This window comes from Flavobacterium sp. 1 (genome assembly GCF_002797935.1).
Classification (GTDB): Bacteria; Bacteroidota; Bacteroidia; order Flavobacteriales; family Flavobacteriaceae; genus Flavobacterium.
Genome location: NZ_PGER01000001.1, coordinates 2,219,023 through 2,237,563 on the forward strand (window position 1 = coordinate 2,219,023; position 18,541 = coordinate 2,237,563).

The window sequence follows — 18,541 nt, forward strand, 5'->3', positions numbered from 1 at the left end:
AATAAAATCAAATAAGGCCTTGTTCTTTGAACAGCAGCTTGTAAACAAATCATGATACATAACTTACTAATCTAAACCACAATTATTATTTAGAAAAAAATTACAAACACCTGACAAAACCTTTAATCAACATTTTTTGCTCAAAACAAAAAAAGCTAATCTTTCGATCAGCCTTTTTAAACATTCTTATAGAATTCTATTTTTTATAAAACTTCCTGTATTTGGGATATGTCACTGCCCCTATTAATGAAATTGTACCCAACGAATACCAAATCCAGCTCAATGAATGTGCTTCACCGCTTGCGTAGGAATGCAATCCTACTAAATGGAAATTCACCCCATAATAGGTAAATAAAATGGAAATAAAAGCAAACATACTCATTAGGTTAAAAATCCATTTCCCTCTTAATGAAGGAACGAATCGAGCATGTATTACAAAAGCATAAACCATAATACTGATTAATGCCCAAGTTTCTTTTGGATCCCATCCCCAGTAACGCCCCCAGCTTTCATTGGCCCATTGTCCTCCGAGAAAATTTCCTATAGTCAGCATTATCAAGCCCACCGTTAATGCCATTTCGTTAATATAAGTGATCTCTTTAATATTTAAAAACATCTTGGCTTTGTTCTTTTCATTGGTAAAAAGAATCAAAAGAAGCGATACAAAACCTAAAATCATCCCTAAAGCAAATGGTCCATAACTGGCCACAATAACAGCTACATGAATCATTAACCAATATGAATTAAGGACTGGCTGTAAATTAGCTATTTCTGGATCAATCCAATTAGCATAAGCAGCCGAAAGTATCATTGCTGTGACAAACGCAGCCGAAGCAACTGTCAATTTTGATTTTATATCAAATACCAATCCAAAAAACATAGTCGCCCAAGCCACATATACAATGGCTTCATACGCATTACTCCAAGGTGCATGACCCGAAATGTACCAGCGCGCTACCAAAGTAATGGTATGCAGCAGAAAAAATACTGCAATAATCACATGCATCGAATTGACTAAAATACGCAACAGTTTTGAATCTTTAAAAATTTGAAGAATCGTAAATATCAGCATTAAAATCGCAGCAAACAGATAGGCAAAAGGCAGTTTCTGAAGCAGATCATATTTGTTGTAGGCAATTTCAAGATTAATTTTATCCTCGCTTGGCATTACTTTGCTTCCAAATTTTTTCTGAAAACCATTGATGCTTTCCAATAGCTCATCGGCTGTTTTATAGTTCTTAGTTTCTATAGCATGTCCTAATGTTCCAAAATAAAGAGGCAAAATACTTTTGGTATAAGTAGAATCCATTCCTTTTAAACCAGCATGTTCCAGTTCCAAATACGAAATCCATTTATTGTTTGGCTCATTCGGTATTGGAAAAATCCTCAATATGCTGCCGCTCAAGGCCGATTCCATTAGGTTTACTTTCTTATCGGTTTCTACAAAATCTTTCTCAAACTGATTGGGATTTCCGGCTTTGTAGGCTCCGTCCAAATATGGAGATAATTTATAATTTCCTTTTTTGTCAAAGAAAGCAATAAAAGGAGCATAAGTATCTTTGGAATCAACTCCGATAATTTTTCGAATACTGTCATTTCCGGGTTTAATATAAATAAGCGGAATTTCAATCCACAATTGTGCGCTTTGGGTCATCGATAAAAATACCTGATCCGAATTCATTCCGTTATACGTATCTGAATGACTAACTTTTCGCAACAACTCAGACGAGAAAGTATTGATTGGTTTCATTCTTCCGCCGGCATCCTGAATAATCAATCTACCAAATTTTGCCGCATGTTCTTTGGTTACAGTATAAGCCGTCAATACCGAATCCAATTGTTTCTGAGTTGGCTTTACCCTCACATGAGCCGGACTTTCGATAGGCGATTCATCAGCCTTTTCTGTTGAATGGTCATGATCGTGTTCTTGCGCAAAACCACACAAACTAAACAGCAATATAAAAATCGTTAGCAGTTTTGCTTTCTTATTTTTCACCACATCCAATTTTCTTTTCAAATCAGCAAAACGGGAATTTTTTACAAACAAAATAGCGAGCATACTGAAAAACAGCAAAAAATATCCAATATAAGTGATAGTTGTCCCCCAATAATCATGATTTACTGACAATACAGTTCCTTTTTCGTCCGGATCAAATGAAGACTGAAAAAAACGATATCCTTCATGATCCAATACGTGATTCATATAAATTCTGGCATCAAATGGTTTCACAGAATCCTGAACGGTTACCTGGCTTTCGAAAGAAGAATAACTTTTCTCAGTTCCTGGATATTTTTGAGCAATAAAATCATTTAGTTTTATTTTAAACGGCAATACATACGCTTTGCTTCCGTAGAAAAAGCTGTACTCCTGCCCTCCTATTTTTACCGTTTTAGAATCACCTACTTTTCCTTTTGAACCTAACAACGTTATTAATTCTTCTTTACCATTCGCAATTAATTTTACAGCTAAAACATCTTCATGATTCTTTTCTTTAAAATTATTTTTGGTTTCATAATCAATTACACCCGTGACAGCTGGCTCAGGAAAAACAAAACGAATGTCCCCAATGCTGTACAAAGAACGCATCATTAAAGGCTGCGCAATGTCTTTAACTACTTTGCCCTCTAATTTATCAGCCATTCTCATAAAATTTCCTTCAAAAGGCATTTGAATCGTATAATCACTTCCTGCTGTGCTGATATTTATAGCGCCTTGGGTAAATTTATTTAACGCAAAAAGTACATTATGAATGTTCTGCACCTCGCCTGATTTCAAGAAATGTTCCTCTCTGCCGCCAGCTCCAGCTTCGACCAATTTAAAATACTGACTCCCCTTCGGATCTGGTTTCACATATTCTTTGGCACCCATAATAAATTTTTCGTAGCGTACTTCAAAAGGATTTCCTGCAAAATCACCTTTCATTGTAAAATTATTATCAGTAACGGGAGATAATAACAATGGTTTTTCAAAAACCCTTCGTTTCATTTCCCCTTTATATTCTCCATCAACAAAAAGAGTCAGGAATGTTTTATCCGAATAAAACTGATTCTCTGCAGCGCCTTCGCGAATAGGCATCATTCCTTCAAAACTAATATAACGTGTGATAAAAGCTCCCGCTATAATAAATACAAAAGACAAATGCAGTAACAAAGTCGCCCATTTTTCTTTTCTCAACAATTTATAACGCTTGATATTTCCAATAAAATTAATCATGAAGAAGCCCATAATAGCTTCAAACCACCAAGTGTTATAGATTAAAATTCGAGCGGTATCAGTATTGTATTTACTTTCTATAAAAGTTCCAGTACCCATTGCTATTGCAAAAGTTAAAAACAATACAGCCATTAATCGGGTTGAGAAAAGGACAGAGAATAATTTTTTATCCATTTGGGAATAAATTACGTTTGTATAAAGTGTCGCAAAAGTACTTAAAAATGTCCACTTGTTTAAGGACTTAATTGTTAATTTAATCCAAAATTAAGGCACCTTTATTTCTAAACGGAAGGCATAAATACAAGTAAATGAAGTGATAATTAGGGCTAAAAATAATAAGATGAATGAGACTGCTCAAAAAGAAGGAACAGCCTCAATAATTATTTTTTGTAAATTTCTGTTCCAAAATATTTTTTTCTGAACCAAAAAGCAACGTTTACAAGAGCAATTAATGCTGGAACTTCAACCAAAGGTCCTATTACACCTGCAAATGCCTGCCCGCTATTGATTCCGAAAACACCAATAGCTACCGCAATTGCTAATTCAAAATTATTTCCTGTTGCCGTAAATGCAATTGCAGCAGATTTTGAATAATCTGCACCAAAATATTTCCCGATGAAGAAACTAACAACAAACATTACAACAAAATAAATAACTAAAGGAATGGCAATCCGGATTACATCCATTGGAATCTGTACAATCAGTTCGCCTTTTAGGCTAAACATAATCAAAATTGTAAATAATAATGCAATTAAAGTAATTGGCGAAATCACTGGAACATATTTTGTCTGAAACCATTCTTCCCCTTTTAATTTAATTAATGTATATCGGCTGATGATGCCAAGTGCAAACGGAATTCCTAAATAAACACCTACACTTTCAGCAATTTGGCCAATGCTAATATTTACTTCAAAACCTGTATAACCAAAATATGGGGGCAAAACAGTAATAAAAAAATAAGCGTAAACACTGTAAAGCAATACTTGAAAAATACTATTCAAGGCAATTAATCCAGCTCCATATTCCCGATTTCCTTCAGCCAAATCATTCCAAACAACGACCATTGCGATACAGCGTGCCAAACCAATTAAAATTAAGCCTATCATATATTCGGGATAGCCTTTTAGGAAAAGTAATGCTAATGAAAACATTAATACAGGACCAACAATCCAATTTAGAAATAAGGATGCACCAAGAATTTTTACATTCTTGAAAACTTCGCCCATTTGCTCATATTTTACTTTTGCCAAAGGCGGATACATCATTAAGATCAATCCAACTGCCAAAGGAACATTAGTCGTTCCGCTTGAAAATGAGTTGATAAAACCACTGCTTGATGGTATGAAATAACCTATTGAAACTCCAATCACCATTGCAAGGAATATCCAAAGTGTTAAATAACGATCTAAAAAGCTTAACTTTTTTCTCCCTGCCACTGGCACACAATTATTTGCTGACATAACTATTACTTAATTTGTGAGAAAACGTAAAACATTTCGGCCGCAATCTGCAGACTTCTTTCTTCGTATTTTTCTGCCTGCAGCGGTGTGTTATCAAATGCTTTTGGATCTTCAAAAGTAATCGGAATACGTTTTTCTGCACCCGCGATAAAAGGACAGCCACCATCGGCCTGCGAGCAAGTCATTATTGCTGCAAATTCTTTTTCTGGGTTAAAATCATCATCATAAGCTTTAGAAAAACCAATAATCGGATGCTCATTTTCGGCATATTTTATGCTATAAATCGGGTTGTTTCCATCCGCAATGGTTTTGATTTTGAAACCCTGCTTTTCCAATGTTTTTGCAACCATCGGAAACATTGCTGTTGCTTCTGTCCCTCCCGAATAACAAAATACATTTTTTATATTGAAATATGCCGATGCTGTCTGCGCCCAGACTTGTGATAAATGGCTTCTTCTTGAATTGTGGGTACAAATTAGATTTAGTCTGATTTCTTGCTGGTTTATAGCTTTTGTCTGAATAAAATCCACAAGAGGCCGTAATATTTCTTTACGTTCTGCTGTGATGTTTTCAATCTTTAAATTCTTAATTACATTTTCTATTTCTGAAAAGAGCATACTTTTGGCTGTCGTCATTTTTTTTACTTATAGTTAGTTATTTAACAGCATTTTCCACCAGGAACACAAGAAGCATTATTGTTCATATCTGACAATTTCACTTTTTGCTTTTCGGTTGGAATTCCGCAATCGTCTTGCGCTAAACAAGCCGTTTGCTTGTTTAGCAATTCAAAATTTTCGCCATTGAATTCTAAATCGTATTTACCAATTGTGGTATTTTGATATTCGACTTCAATTTCAAAATCTTCAATGCCTAACACTTTTTCTGACAATTGAATTATGTCTAAAAGTTTTTTAGGTTTCAGTCTGTGTTCAAAATCGTTTGCATCCCAAAGCTGGAAATTCACAACTGTCTCGTTACGGACAGTTCCGCCACAATCGATAAACTTTTTGCTTATCAAACCCACTTCAGTAACATGAAAATGCTCTGGAACAAATGTTCCGTTTGGCAATTGAAAATTTACGGTTTCAACTTTGCTCAATAGCTGTTTAATTTGTGATAGTTTCATAATCTTATTTTTTTAATTTTAACAACAATCAGTTTTCTTTTTCTCAATATGTTCGGTTACATTTTGAAAAAAACTTTTAATTTTCTCAAAACCTTTTTCATCAACACAATAGCAAATAGCGTTTCCCTCAACACTTCCTTTTATTAGTCCTGCATTTTTAAGTTCTTTCAAATGCTGCGAAATCGTTGGCTGTGCCAATGACAATTCATTTACGATGTCACCGCAAATACAAGTATCAACCTTTAGAAGATATTCAATAATTGCAATTCGGGCAGGATGTCCTAATGCTTTTATCAAAATTGCCAGTTCGTTTTGATTATCTGTATAAAAATCCGTCTTAGTCGCTCCCATAGTAATATATTTATATTGCAATATTACGATATTATTTCAATTTTCCAAAAAAAATAATGCTTATTTTTCAAAATTATTCTTAAATAAGATTTGTGTGCACAAGCAATAAACCAGACATCTTATAGTTATACTATGGATTAAAAATTGAATCCAACACTTCACTTTTTTTTTCTAATTTTGTCAAATGATTAAAATAACGATTATAGGTTCTGGGAATGTAGCGCAACACCTGATTGATGCTTTCATGAAAAATAAGGCAATAGAAATCATTCAGGTTTTTTCAAGAACTCAAAAACAAATTACTCCCAATCTCGATTCGGGCAAAATTATCAATGATTGGAATGCTTTGGCAGAAGCCGATTTGTATATTATAGCCGTTTCTGATGATGCTATCGCCGATGTTTCTTCACAATTACCATTTGAAAACAGACTAGTTGTTCATACTTCTGGCAGTGCGCCATTGACATCATTAGATAATAAAAACAGAAAAGGCGTGTTTTATCCTTTACAGACTTTTACCAAAGGAAAAGAAATTGACTTTAAAACTATTCCTTTTTGTTTGGAAACAGAGTTTGAAAATGATTATGAATTGCTGGAAAAAACAGCATCTGCTATTTCTGACAGTATTCATAAAATTGATTACCATCAACGAAAAGCATTGCATGTAGCTGCCGTTTTTGTGAATAATTTCACGAATTATCTGTACCAATTAGGAAACGATATTTGTCACGAAAACCATGTCTCATTTGACATTTTAAAACCTTTGATTCTTGAAACTGCCGAAAAATTATTGACGCTTTCACCAAAAGATGCACAAACAGGTCCAGCAAAGCGCAATGATATTTCGACTATCGAAGCTCATGAATCTTTTTTATCCAATGAAAATCAATCAACAATTTATAAAATACTAACACAATCTATACAAAATCATGGCAAAAAGCTATAAAGAAATAATGAATGATATTACTGCGTTTATCTTTGACGTAGATGGCGTACTTACTGACGGTTCGGTATTTGTTTCTAATGAAGGAGAGATGCTGAGAACAATGAATATACGCGATGGTTACGCATTGAAAGCAGCTGTAGAGAGTGGTTATCATGTATGCATTATTTCGGGCGGAAGCAATGAGGGTGTTAGAGTAAGATTACGAAATTTAGGAATTACCGATATTCATCTAGGAACTCCAGATAAAGTAGAAACATTCAAAGAATACACAGATGTTTACAGTATAAATCCTGAACAAGTTTTGTATATGGGAGACGATATTCCAGATTATCACGTTATGAAATTAGTAGGTTTGCCTGCTTGCCCTCAAGATGCAAGTCCCGAAATTAAAACAATTTCAGGTTATATTTCGCATAAAAATGGCGGTAAAGGCGCTGTTCGCGATGTGATTGAACAAGTGATGAAAGTACAAGGAAAATGGACAACACACTTTAACGGAAAACTCGATTAAAAAACCTATAAATTATATTTTCTACCTAACCCAACCAACCAATTTCTGATTACTTAAAATGAAATACCTAAAATTAATACGTTTCCGAAATCTACTGATGATTGCTTTAATGCAGTTGCTTATCAGATACGGTTTTTTAAATTATCAAAGTATCCCTTTGGCTCTTAACGATTGGCAATACCTATTATTAGTATTTGCAACGGTAATGATTACTGCTGGAGGCTACGTGATTAATAATATTATGGATCAGGCAACTGACAATTACAACAAACCTAAAAAAGTTGTTGTAGGCAAAAGCATATCCGAAGTTAATGCCTATAATATTTATTTTTTTGTAACTGTACTGGGTGTTGGTACTGGTTTTTATTTATCGAACGTGATTGCAAAACCAGGGTTTGCCGCTATATTTATTATCATTTCGGCTACATTATATCTTTATGCGACAAACTTAAAACAGATGTTGCTTATCGGGAATTTTGTTGTTGCTTTTTTACTTTCTTTTAGTGTCATTATTATTGGACTTTTCGATCTTTTGCCAGTCATCAATCCAGAAAACAAAATCGTTATGCGTGATTTGTTTTCGATACTTTTAGATTATGCACTATTTGCTTTTGTCATTAATTTTATCAGAGAAATTGTAAAAGATATGGAAGATATTAGTGGCGATTACAAGCAAGGAATGAATACCTTACCTATCATTTTGGGATTAAAACGTACATCAAAAGTAATCTTTGTTTTAAGTTTGATTCCTCTGATTATGATTGGATATTACATCAAAAATTATTTTTTACCCAATGATTTGCATTTAGCAACACTATATGCTTTGGCATGCATAATCTCTCCATTAATCTATTTTACGATAAAAATAGATCATGCAAAAAAGAAGAAAGATTTTCATCAGCTAAGCACTATTTTAAAACTGATTATTTTATTCGGTCTGTTTTCTATTGTTGTTGTCACTTATAATATTCTTCACCATCACCATGCTTAAAGAAAAACTAAAAAACTATAAACTCATTTTAGCTTCTGGTTCTCCAAGAAGACAGCAATTTTTTAAAGATTTAGATTTAGATTTTGAAATTAGGCTGAAAGAAATTGAAGAAATTTTTCCGCCCGAATTAAAAGCAGCAGAAATCACTGATTACCTTGCACTCCTGAAGGCCAACGCTTTTGAAGACGAATTACAGCAAAATGATATATTAATAACGAGCGACACTATTGTTTGGCATAAAAATTGTGCTGTAGGTAAACCAAAGGATCATCAAGACGCTTTTGAAATATTAAAATCATTATCGGATAACACCCACGAAGTCATAACGTCAGTCTGTTTTAAAACAAAAACATCTTTTCATACGTTACATGAGACAACAAAGGTTACCTTTAATGCGTTAAGTGACAAAGCGATTCTTTATTATTTAGAAAATTATAAACCTTATGACAAAGCAGGAGCCTATGGAATACAAGAATGGATTGGTTTTATTGGAGTCTCAAAAGTGGAAGGATCCTATGCTAATGTAATGGGAATGCCCACGGATAAAGTATACGAATATTTAAATAATTTGTAAAAAAACCGAAAAAACAAATGATTTTTTTTGATCAATATCTAAAAGAACAGATCAGCACAGGGATTTTGCTGTTGGTAGTCATTTTGCTACGTACGCTTGTTTCTAAATTAGTCAGACGATATGCAAAGACAAGCCATATTATTGAAAGAAGAACAAATTTGGTTATCAAATGCATAAATATACTCATTACGATATTAGCCATAATTACCTTTATATTAATTTGGGGAGTCAAACCAGAAGATATTTTCATTACAATTTCGTCTGTAGCCACGGTAATAGGAGTAGCAATGTTTGCGCAATGGTCTATTTTAAGTAATATTACTTCGGGAATTATTTTGTTTTTTTCGTTCCCTTTCAAGATTGGCGATGTTATTTTAATTCACGATAAAGATTATCTGGTAGAAGGCGAAATTGAAGATATTGGCGCATTTCATGTAACGATACGTTCAAAAGAAGGCGAAATTGTTATCTATCCCAATAACTTATTCTTTCAAAAAGGGATTTCAATTATTAAAGAACCATTAAATACAAATAGTGAATTTGTTGATTAACTAACTTCTGATTATTTCTAATTTATTAACCCAACACAAATTTAAATATTATGAAAACAATCAAATTAATTATTATAGCAATCCTGTTTTTTGCGGGAAGCTCAACACAAGCACAAGTTTCTGTTGATGTGAACATAGGTACCCCAAACGTAAATGTGCATGTAGGCACACCTCCGGTTTGGGGACCTGTTGGTTATGACGAAGTAGAATATTACTATTTGCCTGATATTCAAGTTTACTATGACATTAGATTAGCACAGTATATTTATTTTGGAAATGGAAGATGGATTCGTTCCAGATATTTACCTAGCTACTGCAGAAACTATGACTTATACCGTGGCTACAAAGTAGTTTTAACTGATTACCATGGCCATTCCCCTTATACTTATTTCAATTCCCACAAAGTGAAGTATTACAAAGGCTATAAAGGAAAACCTCAAAAAAACAGAAGAGATTATTATGATCATCATGATAATGGAAACCATGGTAATGATAACCAAGGAAATCAAGGAAATGATCATCATGATAATGGTAATCACGGTAAACATGAAGGAAAAGGAAATAATGGAAAAGGGAAACATTAATTCCAGCTTTACATAACAACAATAAAAATAGCACTATAATTCAGTGCTATTTTTGTTATATATAATACAAATAAAATAATCAACCTCAGATTAAAACAGTAAAACCATCATTTAAAACATTCTCCCAGCCATTCAAAAATAGTTTTAAATACCAGATTCCGAACTGGCATTTTTGATAAAACCAAATCATGAATAGCCCCTTTAAAACCAATAACTTCTTTGCATGGAGATTCAATTAATTTTGACTTTTCAATAATATCGTTCACACTCAAAATAGCGTCGCCATCAAACATATCTTCACTCCATTTCGAAGGATAAACAGAACGTGAGGAATGCAATATCAGAATTGGTTTAGGCACATAAATTCCTTTTGCTATCTGCAAATGTCCCTCGTGTACCGCATTTATCCATCCTGCATTTATGGATGGAGCAATATGAGGTTTCCACAGCAAATTGTAATTCCACTCACCATAATCGTTTTTATGCAGACTTTTACCATAAAACTTCGAAAAACCAATTGGCAAAGCCAGATTGGGACTCAATCGTCCTAATAATGAAAGCACAGGAATAACAGTTTTCTTTTGGATCCAAGGCACATTAAAATCATAAAAAGGGCTATTACAGATTAGAACATCAAAAAGATCAGTTTCCTTTCGGTCAGCAGTATATAAAGTGATAATGAGACCTCCGGTAGAATGCCCATAAAGCACTGCCTCGGAATTGCCTTCAGCTCTAATTATACGCAGTGCCTGGTCAATATCTTCATAATACTCAGACAAATGTCTTACATTATTAGGCTTCTGATTCCGTAAAATTGACCGTCCATATTTTCTTAAATCCAAAGCATAAAAATGATAACCATTCTTCAAAAATTCTTCTGCCAATATTTCCTGAAAAAAATAATCATTAAAACCATGAATACATAAAACAGCTTTATCCGATTGTGATGTTCCTCTTTTCCTTATTAATGTAGCAGCAACTTTACCCTCATAATCATCAGGCTGAAAAATAGTCGTTTGTTCAAAACCATGCTTCAAAGTATCTTCCGTGTAGTGTATATTCATTTTGAGGGCAGATTAATTATAGATTTAAGAGGAAATTTAAAATTATTTCTGAAAAAGACAATTCACAGCATTCTCAAATTTAGCATTCTAATTTTAATTAATTAACATAATTAGCGTTATTTTTCATCAATTTTAAGAAATATTAAGCGATTATTTTCAAAAAACAACCTTACAAAACAGTAAACATTAACATAACTTTTGGAATTGCACGCAAATATTCCCATTATTTAATTAGTATTTTTGAAGTTGAACTAATCTATTTTGTTTAAAAAATAATAAACCTATTATATGCGAAAGCTTTTTTTAAAATCATTTTTGCTTTTTTTTCTTTCTATACAAATAACAAATGCCCAAAAACCACAAAAACCAAGTTCAGCCGAAATATACAATCAAATTCAGAAGCTCAATTTTCTAGGCACTGTCCTTTATATAGCCGCACATCCCGATGACGAAAATACCCGTTTAATATCCTATCTAGCTAATGATATTCATGCCACAACCGGCTATTTGTCACTAACGAGAGGAGATGGCGGGCAAAATTTAATAGGTCCGCAACTGAGAGAATTACTGGGAGTTATCCGAACACAAGAGCTTTTGGAAGCTAGAAAAATCGATGGAGGCGAGCAGTTTTTTTCCAGAGCCAATGACTTTGGCTATTCCAAAAATCCTGAAGAGACACTGCAAATTTGGGACAAAGAAAAAGTGCTTGCCGACCTTGTTTGGACAATCAGAAAATTCCAACCCGATGTAATCATCAACCGTTTTGACCACCGATCGCCCGGAACCACTCACGGTCATCATACTGCATCGGCAATGCTGAGCGTAGAAGGCTTTGATTTGGCTAATAATCCGGCCTCTTTTCCGGAACAGCTGCAGCTTGTAAAACCTTGGCAGCCCAAACGCGTTTTTTTCAATACTTCATGGTGGTTTTATGGAAGCAAGGAAAAATTTGAATCGGCCGACAAAACCAATTTAGTTTCAGTTTCCACAGGAATTTATTACCCTACTTTAGGAAAATCCAATCAGGAAATTGCGGCTTTAAGCCGCAGCAGTCATAAATCACAAGGATTTGGAAGCACGGGATCCCGCGGAGAAGACACTGAATACTTGGAGTTTTTAAAAGGAGAACCCTTAAAAGAAAAATCATCACTTTTTGATGGAATAGACACGAGCTGGAACCGTGTAAAAGGCGGAAAACCAATTGGTGAATTAATCACAGTTATTGCCAATCAATACGATTTTAAAAACCCATCGGCCAGTATTCCAAATTTAGTGAAAGCTTACACGATGATTCAGGCATTAGATGAAAACCATTGGAAAGCGCTAAAATCAGAAGAAATAAAAAAAATAATTACTGCTTGTTCCGGTTTGTATCTGGAAGCAGTTTCTACATCACAAGAAGCAACACCTGGAAGCATTGTAAAACTTAACTTAGAAGCCATCAACCGAAGTGCTGTTCCAATGCAACTGGTAAGTGTTACAGCTTTACCCGAGCAAAAAACTACGGTTTTAAACACTGATCTAAAAAACAATTCAGTACAAAACAGCACAATCGATTTACAGTTGCCACAATCCTTAAACTATACGCAGCCATATTGGCTAAAAGAAAAAGGCACAGTGGGACTTTACACGGTATCCGATCAAAAAAACATTGGAATTCCTGATATAATTCGGGAGACTAAAGTTGTTTTCAATGTAAAAATTGATGGGACAGAAATCCCATTCGAAAGAACAGTGGTTTACAAATACAACGATGATGTAAAAGGAGAAATGTATAATTTTTTAGATATTGTTCCAATTGTGACTACTGCAATTCAAGATAAAGTATTGCTTTTTCCCAATACCAAACCAAAATATGTAGGCATCACCATAAAAGCCGGAAAAAATGATATAAAGGGAAATTTAAAACTGGACTTGCCTACAGACTGGAAAATTTCACCAGCATCTATTCCTTTTCAATTAGACAAAAAAGGAATGGAACAAACCGTTTATTTTGAAGTTACACCTCCTGCGCAAATGAGCGAAATTATTGGAAAAAGCATAGCAACTATTGATGGCATTCCATACGATAAAGAGCAAATCAACATCAATTATGACCATATTACAAAACAGCAGGTTTTAAAAACTTCTGAGGTAAAATGCATTCGGGTGGATTTGAAAACGAATGAAGAAAAAATCGCCTATATCATGGGAGCGGGTGATGAAGTACCTAAGAGTTTGACACAAATGGGATATAAAGTAACACTCGTAAAACCAGAAGAAATAACTCCTGAAAAGCTTGACTCTTTTGATGTTGTCATGACTGGAGTGCGCGCTTATAATACAGTTCAAGCATTGGCAAACAAACAAGATATTTTATTTGATTTTGTAAAAAGCGGTAAAACAATGATTGTCCAATACAATACTACCGATGATTTGGTAACCTCAAATATTGCTCCTTATCCGCTGAAAGTTTCGAGAGACAGAGTTACAGAGGAAAATGCTGAAGTCCGTTTTCTGGCACCTAATCATCCTGCACTGCATTACCCTAATGTGATTACGCAAAATGATTTTAAAGGCTGGAAGCAGGAACAGGGATTGTATTATCCCAAAGAATTTGACAAAGCCTTTACTCCTATCCTATCGTCGAATGACAAAGGAGAAAGTCCAAAAGACGGTGCACTGCTGATTGCTCCTTACGGAAAAGGAAATTATATTTATACAGGATTGAGCCTTTTTAGAGAATTGCCGGAAGGGGTCCCTGGAGCTTATAAATTATTATCCAACCTTATTTCGATTAAGCCTTCGGTAACTATTCCTAATCAAAAAATAAAACAATAACATGGATCCAAACAACCCAAAAATTTGGTCAAAAAGCTACACACTCGTTCTGATAGCTAATGCCCTGTTTATCATTATTTTCTATTTAATTATGAAATTATACTCTTAAGCTATGCAATTATTTGACTGGATTGTACTGATAATAACACTATTGTTTATTGTAATTTATGGCGCTTGGAAAACTCGGGGCAGCAAAAATGTTGAAGACTATATTCTGGGCAACAATGAAACACCTTGGTTTACAGTTGGTCTTTCGGTGATGGCTACACAAGCGAGTGCCATTACTTTTCTATCAACACCTGGTCAGGCTTACCATGACGGAATGGGATTTGTACAGTTCTATTTTGGGCTTCCTATTGCGATGGTCGTAATCTGCGTAACTTTTATTCCTATTTATCACAAGTACAAAGTCTATACTGCTTATGAATATTTAGAAAAAAGATTTGATCTTAAAACCCGCTCATTAGCTGCTATTTTATTTTTGGTTCAAAGAGGTTTAGGAACTGGAATTACTATTTATGCTCCTTCTATCATTTTATCGGCATTATTAGGATGGGATCTTACGTATATGAATATCATTATTGGTATTTTGGTCATTATTTATACTTTTTCGGGTGGAACCAAAGCTGTAAACGTTACTCAAAAACAACAAATGTTTGTGATTTTGTCTGGAATGGTAATTACATTTTTTCTTATTCTAGATTATCTGCCCAATGATATGACCTTTGACAACGCCTTGCATATTGCCGGTGCCAATCAAAAAATGAATATCGTAGATTTCTCCTTTGACTTGGATGAAAAATATACTTTTTGGAGTGGAATCACAGGTGGTTTCTTTTTGGCATTAGCTTATTTTGGAACTGATCAATCACAAGTAGGCCGTTATTTATCGGGGAAGTCCGTACGAGAAAGCCAAATGGGATTAATCATGAATGGACTTTTAAAAGTACCTATGCAATTTTTGATTTTGCTTACCGGAGTAATGGTTTTTGTTTTTTTTCAATTCAACGGAACTCCTTTAAACTTTAATCCAAACAATAAAATCACGGTTGAAAACTCAAAGTATAAAAGTGAATATCAAAAACTGCAAAAGAATTTAGATAAATTATCTGAAGATGAAAAAGTAGTCAATTTGCTATACATCGACCAGCTCAATCAGGATTATGACAATCCCACTCTACGAAAAGAGTTGGTCGATCTGGCTCTCAAAGAGAAAGAATTAAGAGCACAAGCTCGGGAAATTATTTCAAAAGCTGATAACAAAGCCGAAACCAACGATAAGGATTATGTTTTTTTCTATTTTATCCTTCACTATTTACCCAAAGGGCTTATCGGTTTACTGCTTGCTGTAATTATTTCGGCAGCAATGTCTTCAACTGCTTCGGGACTTAATGCATTGGCATCAACAACGGCCATAGATATTTACAAACGCAATGTTAAAGAAGAAAAAAGTGAAAAGCATTATCTGAATATATCAAAACTCTTTACGCTTATGTGGGGAATTATTGCAATCGGATTTGCATGCATTGCTACACTTTTTGAGAACTTAATTCAATTGGTAAACATTATAGGCTCTATTTTTTATGGAACCGTTTTAGGAATTTTTCTTGTTGGTTTTTACATTCAAAAAATTCGTGGAAAATCTATCTTTTACAGTGCTGTAATCAGCCAAATTGCAATTTTTATCATTTATTATTTTACCAACTTAATTTACCCAAGCGGGTCGGAAAAACTAGGTTATCTGTGGCTCAATTTTATTGGGGCGCTACTCACCATCGTATTATCTTACTTATTTCAAATAACTGTATTTAAAGGTGAAAAGCAGACTCTATTAACAGACAATGTAACTTCATAAAATCATTTGTACTGAAATGATTAACAAAAAAAATCCCGATTCATAAAAATTATGAATCGGGATTTTTTTAATAAATAGTAAGATGCACTGCAGTGCATCTTACTACGAAGATCTATTTATTTTTTACTCCACTCAGCAATGCTTTCTCTGTTCATTTTTACATAATCCTGATTTTTTGCAGTTTCTGCAGCTGTAAGAGAAAGATTTGCGGTTTCAATAGCTCCTTTTTTGTCTCCGGCTCTTGCTTGAATCAATGATTTTAAACGAGTGTACCAATAGGGTTTCTCAGTGCTCATCTCCATAGCTTTATCCATATAAGTCAATGCTTTTGCATTATCACCATTGGATTGATAAAGATATTGCGCAGCCGAAAAATAATCAGCAGATGTCGGACCGGCCAGCACTTTTTCAATATTTGCTAATACTTCTTTTTGTGTAGGAACTGTAAATTTCATTGAAACAGACGAGTTTTCCCAAGCCATATCTAAGTCAGCAGTATCAGCAGTGATATTACCAATATTTATTGTGAAAGATTCAACTGGTTTTGACATTGCTTCTTCTTTTACAGTAGTCCTCAATACAACATTTGCTTCATTCCATACTTCAGGATTTCCCCAATTGTTTGTGGTTGAATAAAAAATCACTTCCCAACTTTCAATTTTTGGAATTGTATATAAAGCATATTTTCCTTTTGGTAAAGTTTTACCATCGATTACAACATCTTCACTAAAAGAGATTGTAGTATTTTCATTGGCACCTGTTCTCCAAACTTTCCCAAAAGGAACCAAATTACCAAAAACAGCTCTGCCTCTGGCTGCAGGCCTGCAATACACAATTTCTACATCTGTCAATCCAACAGTTTGGAAAACCGTAGCTTTTGGACTGGCTTGAGGCGTTTTCAGCTGAGCCTCAGCAATTAATGGCACTATTATAAAAGCCAAAGCAATAAGAATCTTTTTCATACATGTTTTTTTTGTTTGTGCTCAAATTTACAAATTCGAAAAATCAATGATGTTAATATTTCCTTAATTCAAATTGCTAAGAATTTTATAAGCTTTTGTGAAAATTATGTAACAGAAAACAACAGTACGACAATTATGTTTGTAAGTACAATTCTATTATACTGATAACTAAAACGCTGTTTAAAAAAATCGGATAGACAGCGCTAAAACGCTATTGCCATGGAAAATAAAAAAATAATGCTTACAAAAATGAAATATATTATTTATAAAAGTATGTATTACTGTTTTGAGATCCGCTCTCTTTTTAATTTATAAAAAAGCTTGAACATAAAATCTAAAATGAAAAAGACAAATTCGATTATCAATAAATTTGATGCATTTGCTACCGCCACTTCAAAAGCAATGGGAAGCACAACTGCTTTTACAATTGCTTTTTTAGTTATATTGGTTTGGGCGGTAACCGGTCCTATTTTTGATTACAGTGAAACCTGGCAGCTGATCATCAACACCGGAACCACAATTATTACTTTTTTGATGGTTTTCTTAATCCAAAAAGCACAGAATAAAGATTCACTTGCTCTTCAGATTAAATTAAATGAACTGATTGCTTCATCCAAATTTTCGAGCAACAGCATCGTGGATATAGAAGATATTACCGAAGAAGAAATGGAAATCATTCAAAAATACTATCGGCATTTAAGCAATTTGTCCAAAAAAGACAAAAATCTTCAAACTTCACATTCTATTGATGAAGCCAACGAAAAGCACAAATTAAAAACTAAAACAGTAAAACCAACTGCTAAGGCTAAACCTGCACCCAAAAAAAGTACCAATCAATAGTTTGATACTTTTTCAAAATTCAATTCATCAAAATGATTAACGACTACATCAGCCAGTGATAAATCCTGATCTTTGGAATGGAAACTGTTATATCCTACACAAAATATATCGGCTGCTTTTGCAGCTTTTACTCCATTGGTACTGTCTTCAATCACAATACAATTTTCTTTTGGCGCATTTGACAAAGAAGCCGCATGCAGGAAAATTGCAGGATGCGGTTTAGATTTTGGAAAATCTTCTCCACTTACAATATGTGAAAAATATTGATGCAAATTAAAACGTCTAAAAACTCTGTCAATCGTCACTTTTGATGCCGACGAAGCCACAATAAGCTGCATTCTGTTTTGATGAAAATCTTTAATTAAATTCTCAACACCATCCAATAAAGCCAAATCTTCTTTGCTGTCGAAAGCATCATTGAAAATAGCTCTTTTTCTCAAAATCAAATCTTCAACTTCCTGTTCCAATTGATAATGATCTTTTAACTTCTGAAAAGTATTGCGGGTTGACAATCCAGTAAATGAAGTGTACATTTCCTCTGGAACTTCAATATTGAGTTCGCCAAATTGTTTAAAATAAGCATAACGGTGTACAAGTTCTGTATCGACAATTACGCCATCCATATCGAAAATTACGGTTTGTATCATTTTTTTAAAGACTCTAAGATGCTGAGCATTTTGTTTATAGTTTTG

17 protein-coding genes are annotated in these 18,541 nt (G+C 33.9%); 9 read left to right on the forward strand and 8 right to left on the reverse strand.

Translation table 11 applies throughout. The annotated features are described in order from the left end of the window. Window positions 1–196 precede the first annotated feature (196 nt). From ccsA to CLU83_RS08815, 5 genes are all read right to left on the reverse strand, one after another. Window positions 197–3,388, reverse strand: a complete 3,192-nt coding sequence (ccsA, locus tag CLU83_RS08795) for a cytochrome c biogenesis protein CcsA (RefSeq protein ID WP_100431255.1) — start codon at window positions 3,386–3,388, stop codon at window positions 197–199. Between the two features lie 206 nt (window positions 3,389–3,594). Then, on the reverse strand, window positions 3,595–4,674 hold the full coding sequence (arsB, locus tag CLU83_RS08800; protein WP_100431256.1) for an ACR3 family arsenite efflux transporter: 1,080 nt from the start codon (window positions 4,672–4,674) through the stop codon (window positions 3,595–3,597). A 5-nt stretch (window positions 4,675–4,679) separates the two neighbouring features. Then, window positions 4,680–5,309, reverse strand: coding sequence for a low molecular weight phosphatase family protein (locus tag CLU83_RS08805; RefSeq protein ID WP_198512273.1), 630 nt, complete (start codon window positions 5,307–5,309; stop codon window positions 4,680–4,682). Window positions 5,310–5,332: 23 nt separating this feature from the next. Further along, window positions 5,333–5,800: a DUF6428 family protein gene (locus tag CLU83_RS08810; protein WP_100431257.1), complete on the reverse strand. Its 468-nt coding sequence runs from the start codon at window positions 5,798–5,800 to the stop codon at window positions 5,333–5,335. Between the two features lie 18 nt (window positions 5,801–5,818). Then, complete coding sequence (locus tag CLU83_RS08815) at window positions 5,819–6,151, reverse strand: helix-turn-helix transcriptional regulator (RefSeq protein ID WP_100431258.1); 333 nt, start codon at window positions 6,149–6,151, stop codon at window positions 5,819–5,821. Between the two features lie 184 nt (window positions 6,152–6,335). On the opposite strand from CLU83_RS08815, the gene CLU83_RS08820 reads away from it, so the two are divergent. From CLU83_RS08820 to CLU83_RS08845, 6 genes are read left to right on the forward strand one after another with little or no spacing between them, the layout of a single operon-like run. Further along, window positions 6,336–7,097 carry a Rossmann-like and DUF2520 domain-containing protein gene (locus tag CLU83_RS08820; protein WP_100431259.1) on the forward strand — a complete coding sequence of 254 codons (762 nt, stop codon included), beginning with the start codon at window positions 6,336–6,338 and terminating at the stop codon, window positions 7,095–7,097. Further along, window positions 7,081–7,608, forward strand: coding sequence for an HAD family hydrolase (locus tag CLU83_RS08825; protein WP_100431260.1), 528 nt, complete (start codon window positions 7,081–7,083; stop codon window positions 7,606–7,608). Before CLU83_RS08820 ends, CLU83_RS08825 begins: the two co-directional genes overlap by 17 nt. Window positions 7,609–7,666: 58 nt before the next feature. Further along, on the forward strand, window positions 7,667–8,599 hold the full coding sequence (locus CLU83_RS08830; protein ID WP_100431261.1) for a geranylgeranylglycerol-phosphate geranylgeranyltransferase: 933 nt from the start codon (window positions 7,667–7,669) through the stop codon (window positions 8,597–8,599). After that, window positions 8,592–9,173, forward strand: a complete 582-nt coding sequence (locus CLU83_RS08835) for a Maf-like protein (RefSeq protein WP_100431262.1) — start codon at window positions 8,592–8,594, stop codon at window positions 9,171–9,173. Before CLU83_RS08830 ends, CLU83_RS08835 begins: the two co-directional genes overlap by 8 nt. A gap of 17 nt (window positions 9,174–9,190) precedes the next feature. Further along, window positions 9,191–9,724: a mechanosensitive ion channel domain-containing protein gene (locus tag CLU83_RS08840; RefSeq protein WP_100431263.1), complete on the forward strand. Its 534-nt coding sequence runs from the start codon at window positions 9,191–9,193 to the stop codon at window positions 9,722–9,724. Window positions 9,725–9,774: 50 nt separating this feature from the next. Next, entirely contained in the window at window positions 9,775–10,308 is a 534-nt protein-coding gene (locus CLU83_RS08845) for a hypothetical protein (RefSeq protein WP_100431264.1), read from the forward strand. Window positions 10,309–10,415: 107 nt separating this feature from the next. Here the strand turns inward: CLU83_RS08845 and CLU83_RS08850 are convergent, their stop codons facing one another. Beyond that, the gene (locus CLU83_RS08850; protein ID WP_100431265.1) at window positions 10,416–11,372 is read right to left on the reverse strand and encodes an alpha/beta hydrolase; all 957 of its coding nucleotides are present in this window, start codon (window positions 11,370–11,372) and stop codon (window positions 10,416–10,418) included. A 288-nt stretch (window positions 11,373–11,660) separates the two neighbouring features. Between CLU83_RS08850 and CLU83_RS08855 the strand changes: the two genes are divergently transcribed. Next, window positions 11,661–14,192 (forward strand): PIG-L family deacetylase, encoded by a 2,532-nt coding sequence (locus CLU83_RS08855; protein WP_100431266.1) that lies wholly within the window; start codon window positions 11,661–11,663, stop codon window positions 14,190–14,192. A gap of 112 nt (window positions 14,193–14,304) precedes the next feature. Then, window positions 14,305–16,047, forward strand: a complete 1,743-nt coding sequence (locus CLU83_RS08860; protein WP_100431267.1) for a sodium:solute symporter — start codon at window positions 14,305–14,307, stop codon at window positions 16,045–16,047. Between the two features lie 116 nt (window positions 16,048–16,163). Here CLU83_RS08860 and CLU83_RS08865 read toward each other — a convergent pair whose 3' ends face one another. After that, window positions 16,164–17,009 (reverse strand): DUF2911 domain-containing protein, encoded by an 846-nt coding sequence (locus CLU83_RS08865; RefSeq protein WP_100431268.1) that lies wholly within the window; start codon window positions 17,007–17,009, stop codon window positions 16,164–16,166. A gap of 339 nt (window positions 17,010–17,348) precedes the next feature. Between CLU83_RS08865 and CLU83_RS08870 the strand changes: the two genes are divergently transcribed. Beyond that, entirely contained in the window at window positions 17,349–17,849 is a 501-nt protein-coding gene (locus CLU83_RS08870; RefSeq protein WP_100431269.1) for a low affinity iron permease family protein, read from the forward strand. Here the strand turns inward: CLU83_RS08870 and CLU83_RS08875 are convergent. Next, window positions 17,843–18,496 carry an HAD family phosphatase gene (locus CLU83_RS08875; RefSeq protein ID WP_100431270.1) on the reverse strand — a complete coding sequence of 218 codons (654 nt, stop codon included), beginning with the start codon at window positions 18,494–18,496 and terminating at the stop codon, window positions 17,843–17,845. The two genes, CLU83_RS08870 and CLU83_RS08875, sit on opposite strands and share 7 nt — an antisense overlap. Between the last annotated feature and the right edge of the window lie 45 nt (window positions 18,497–18,541).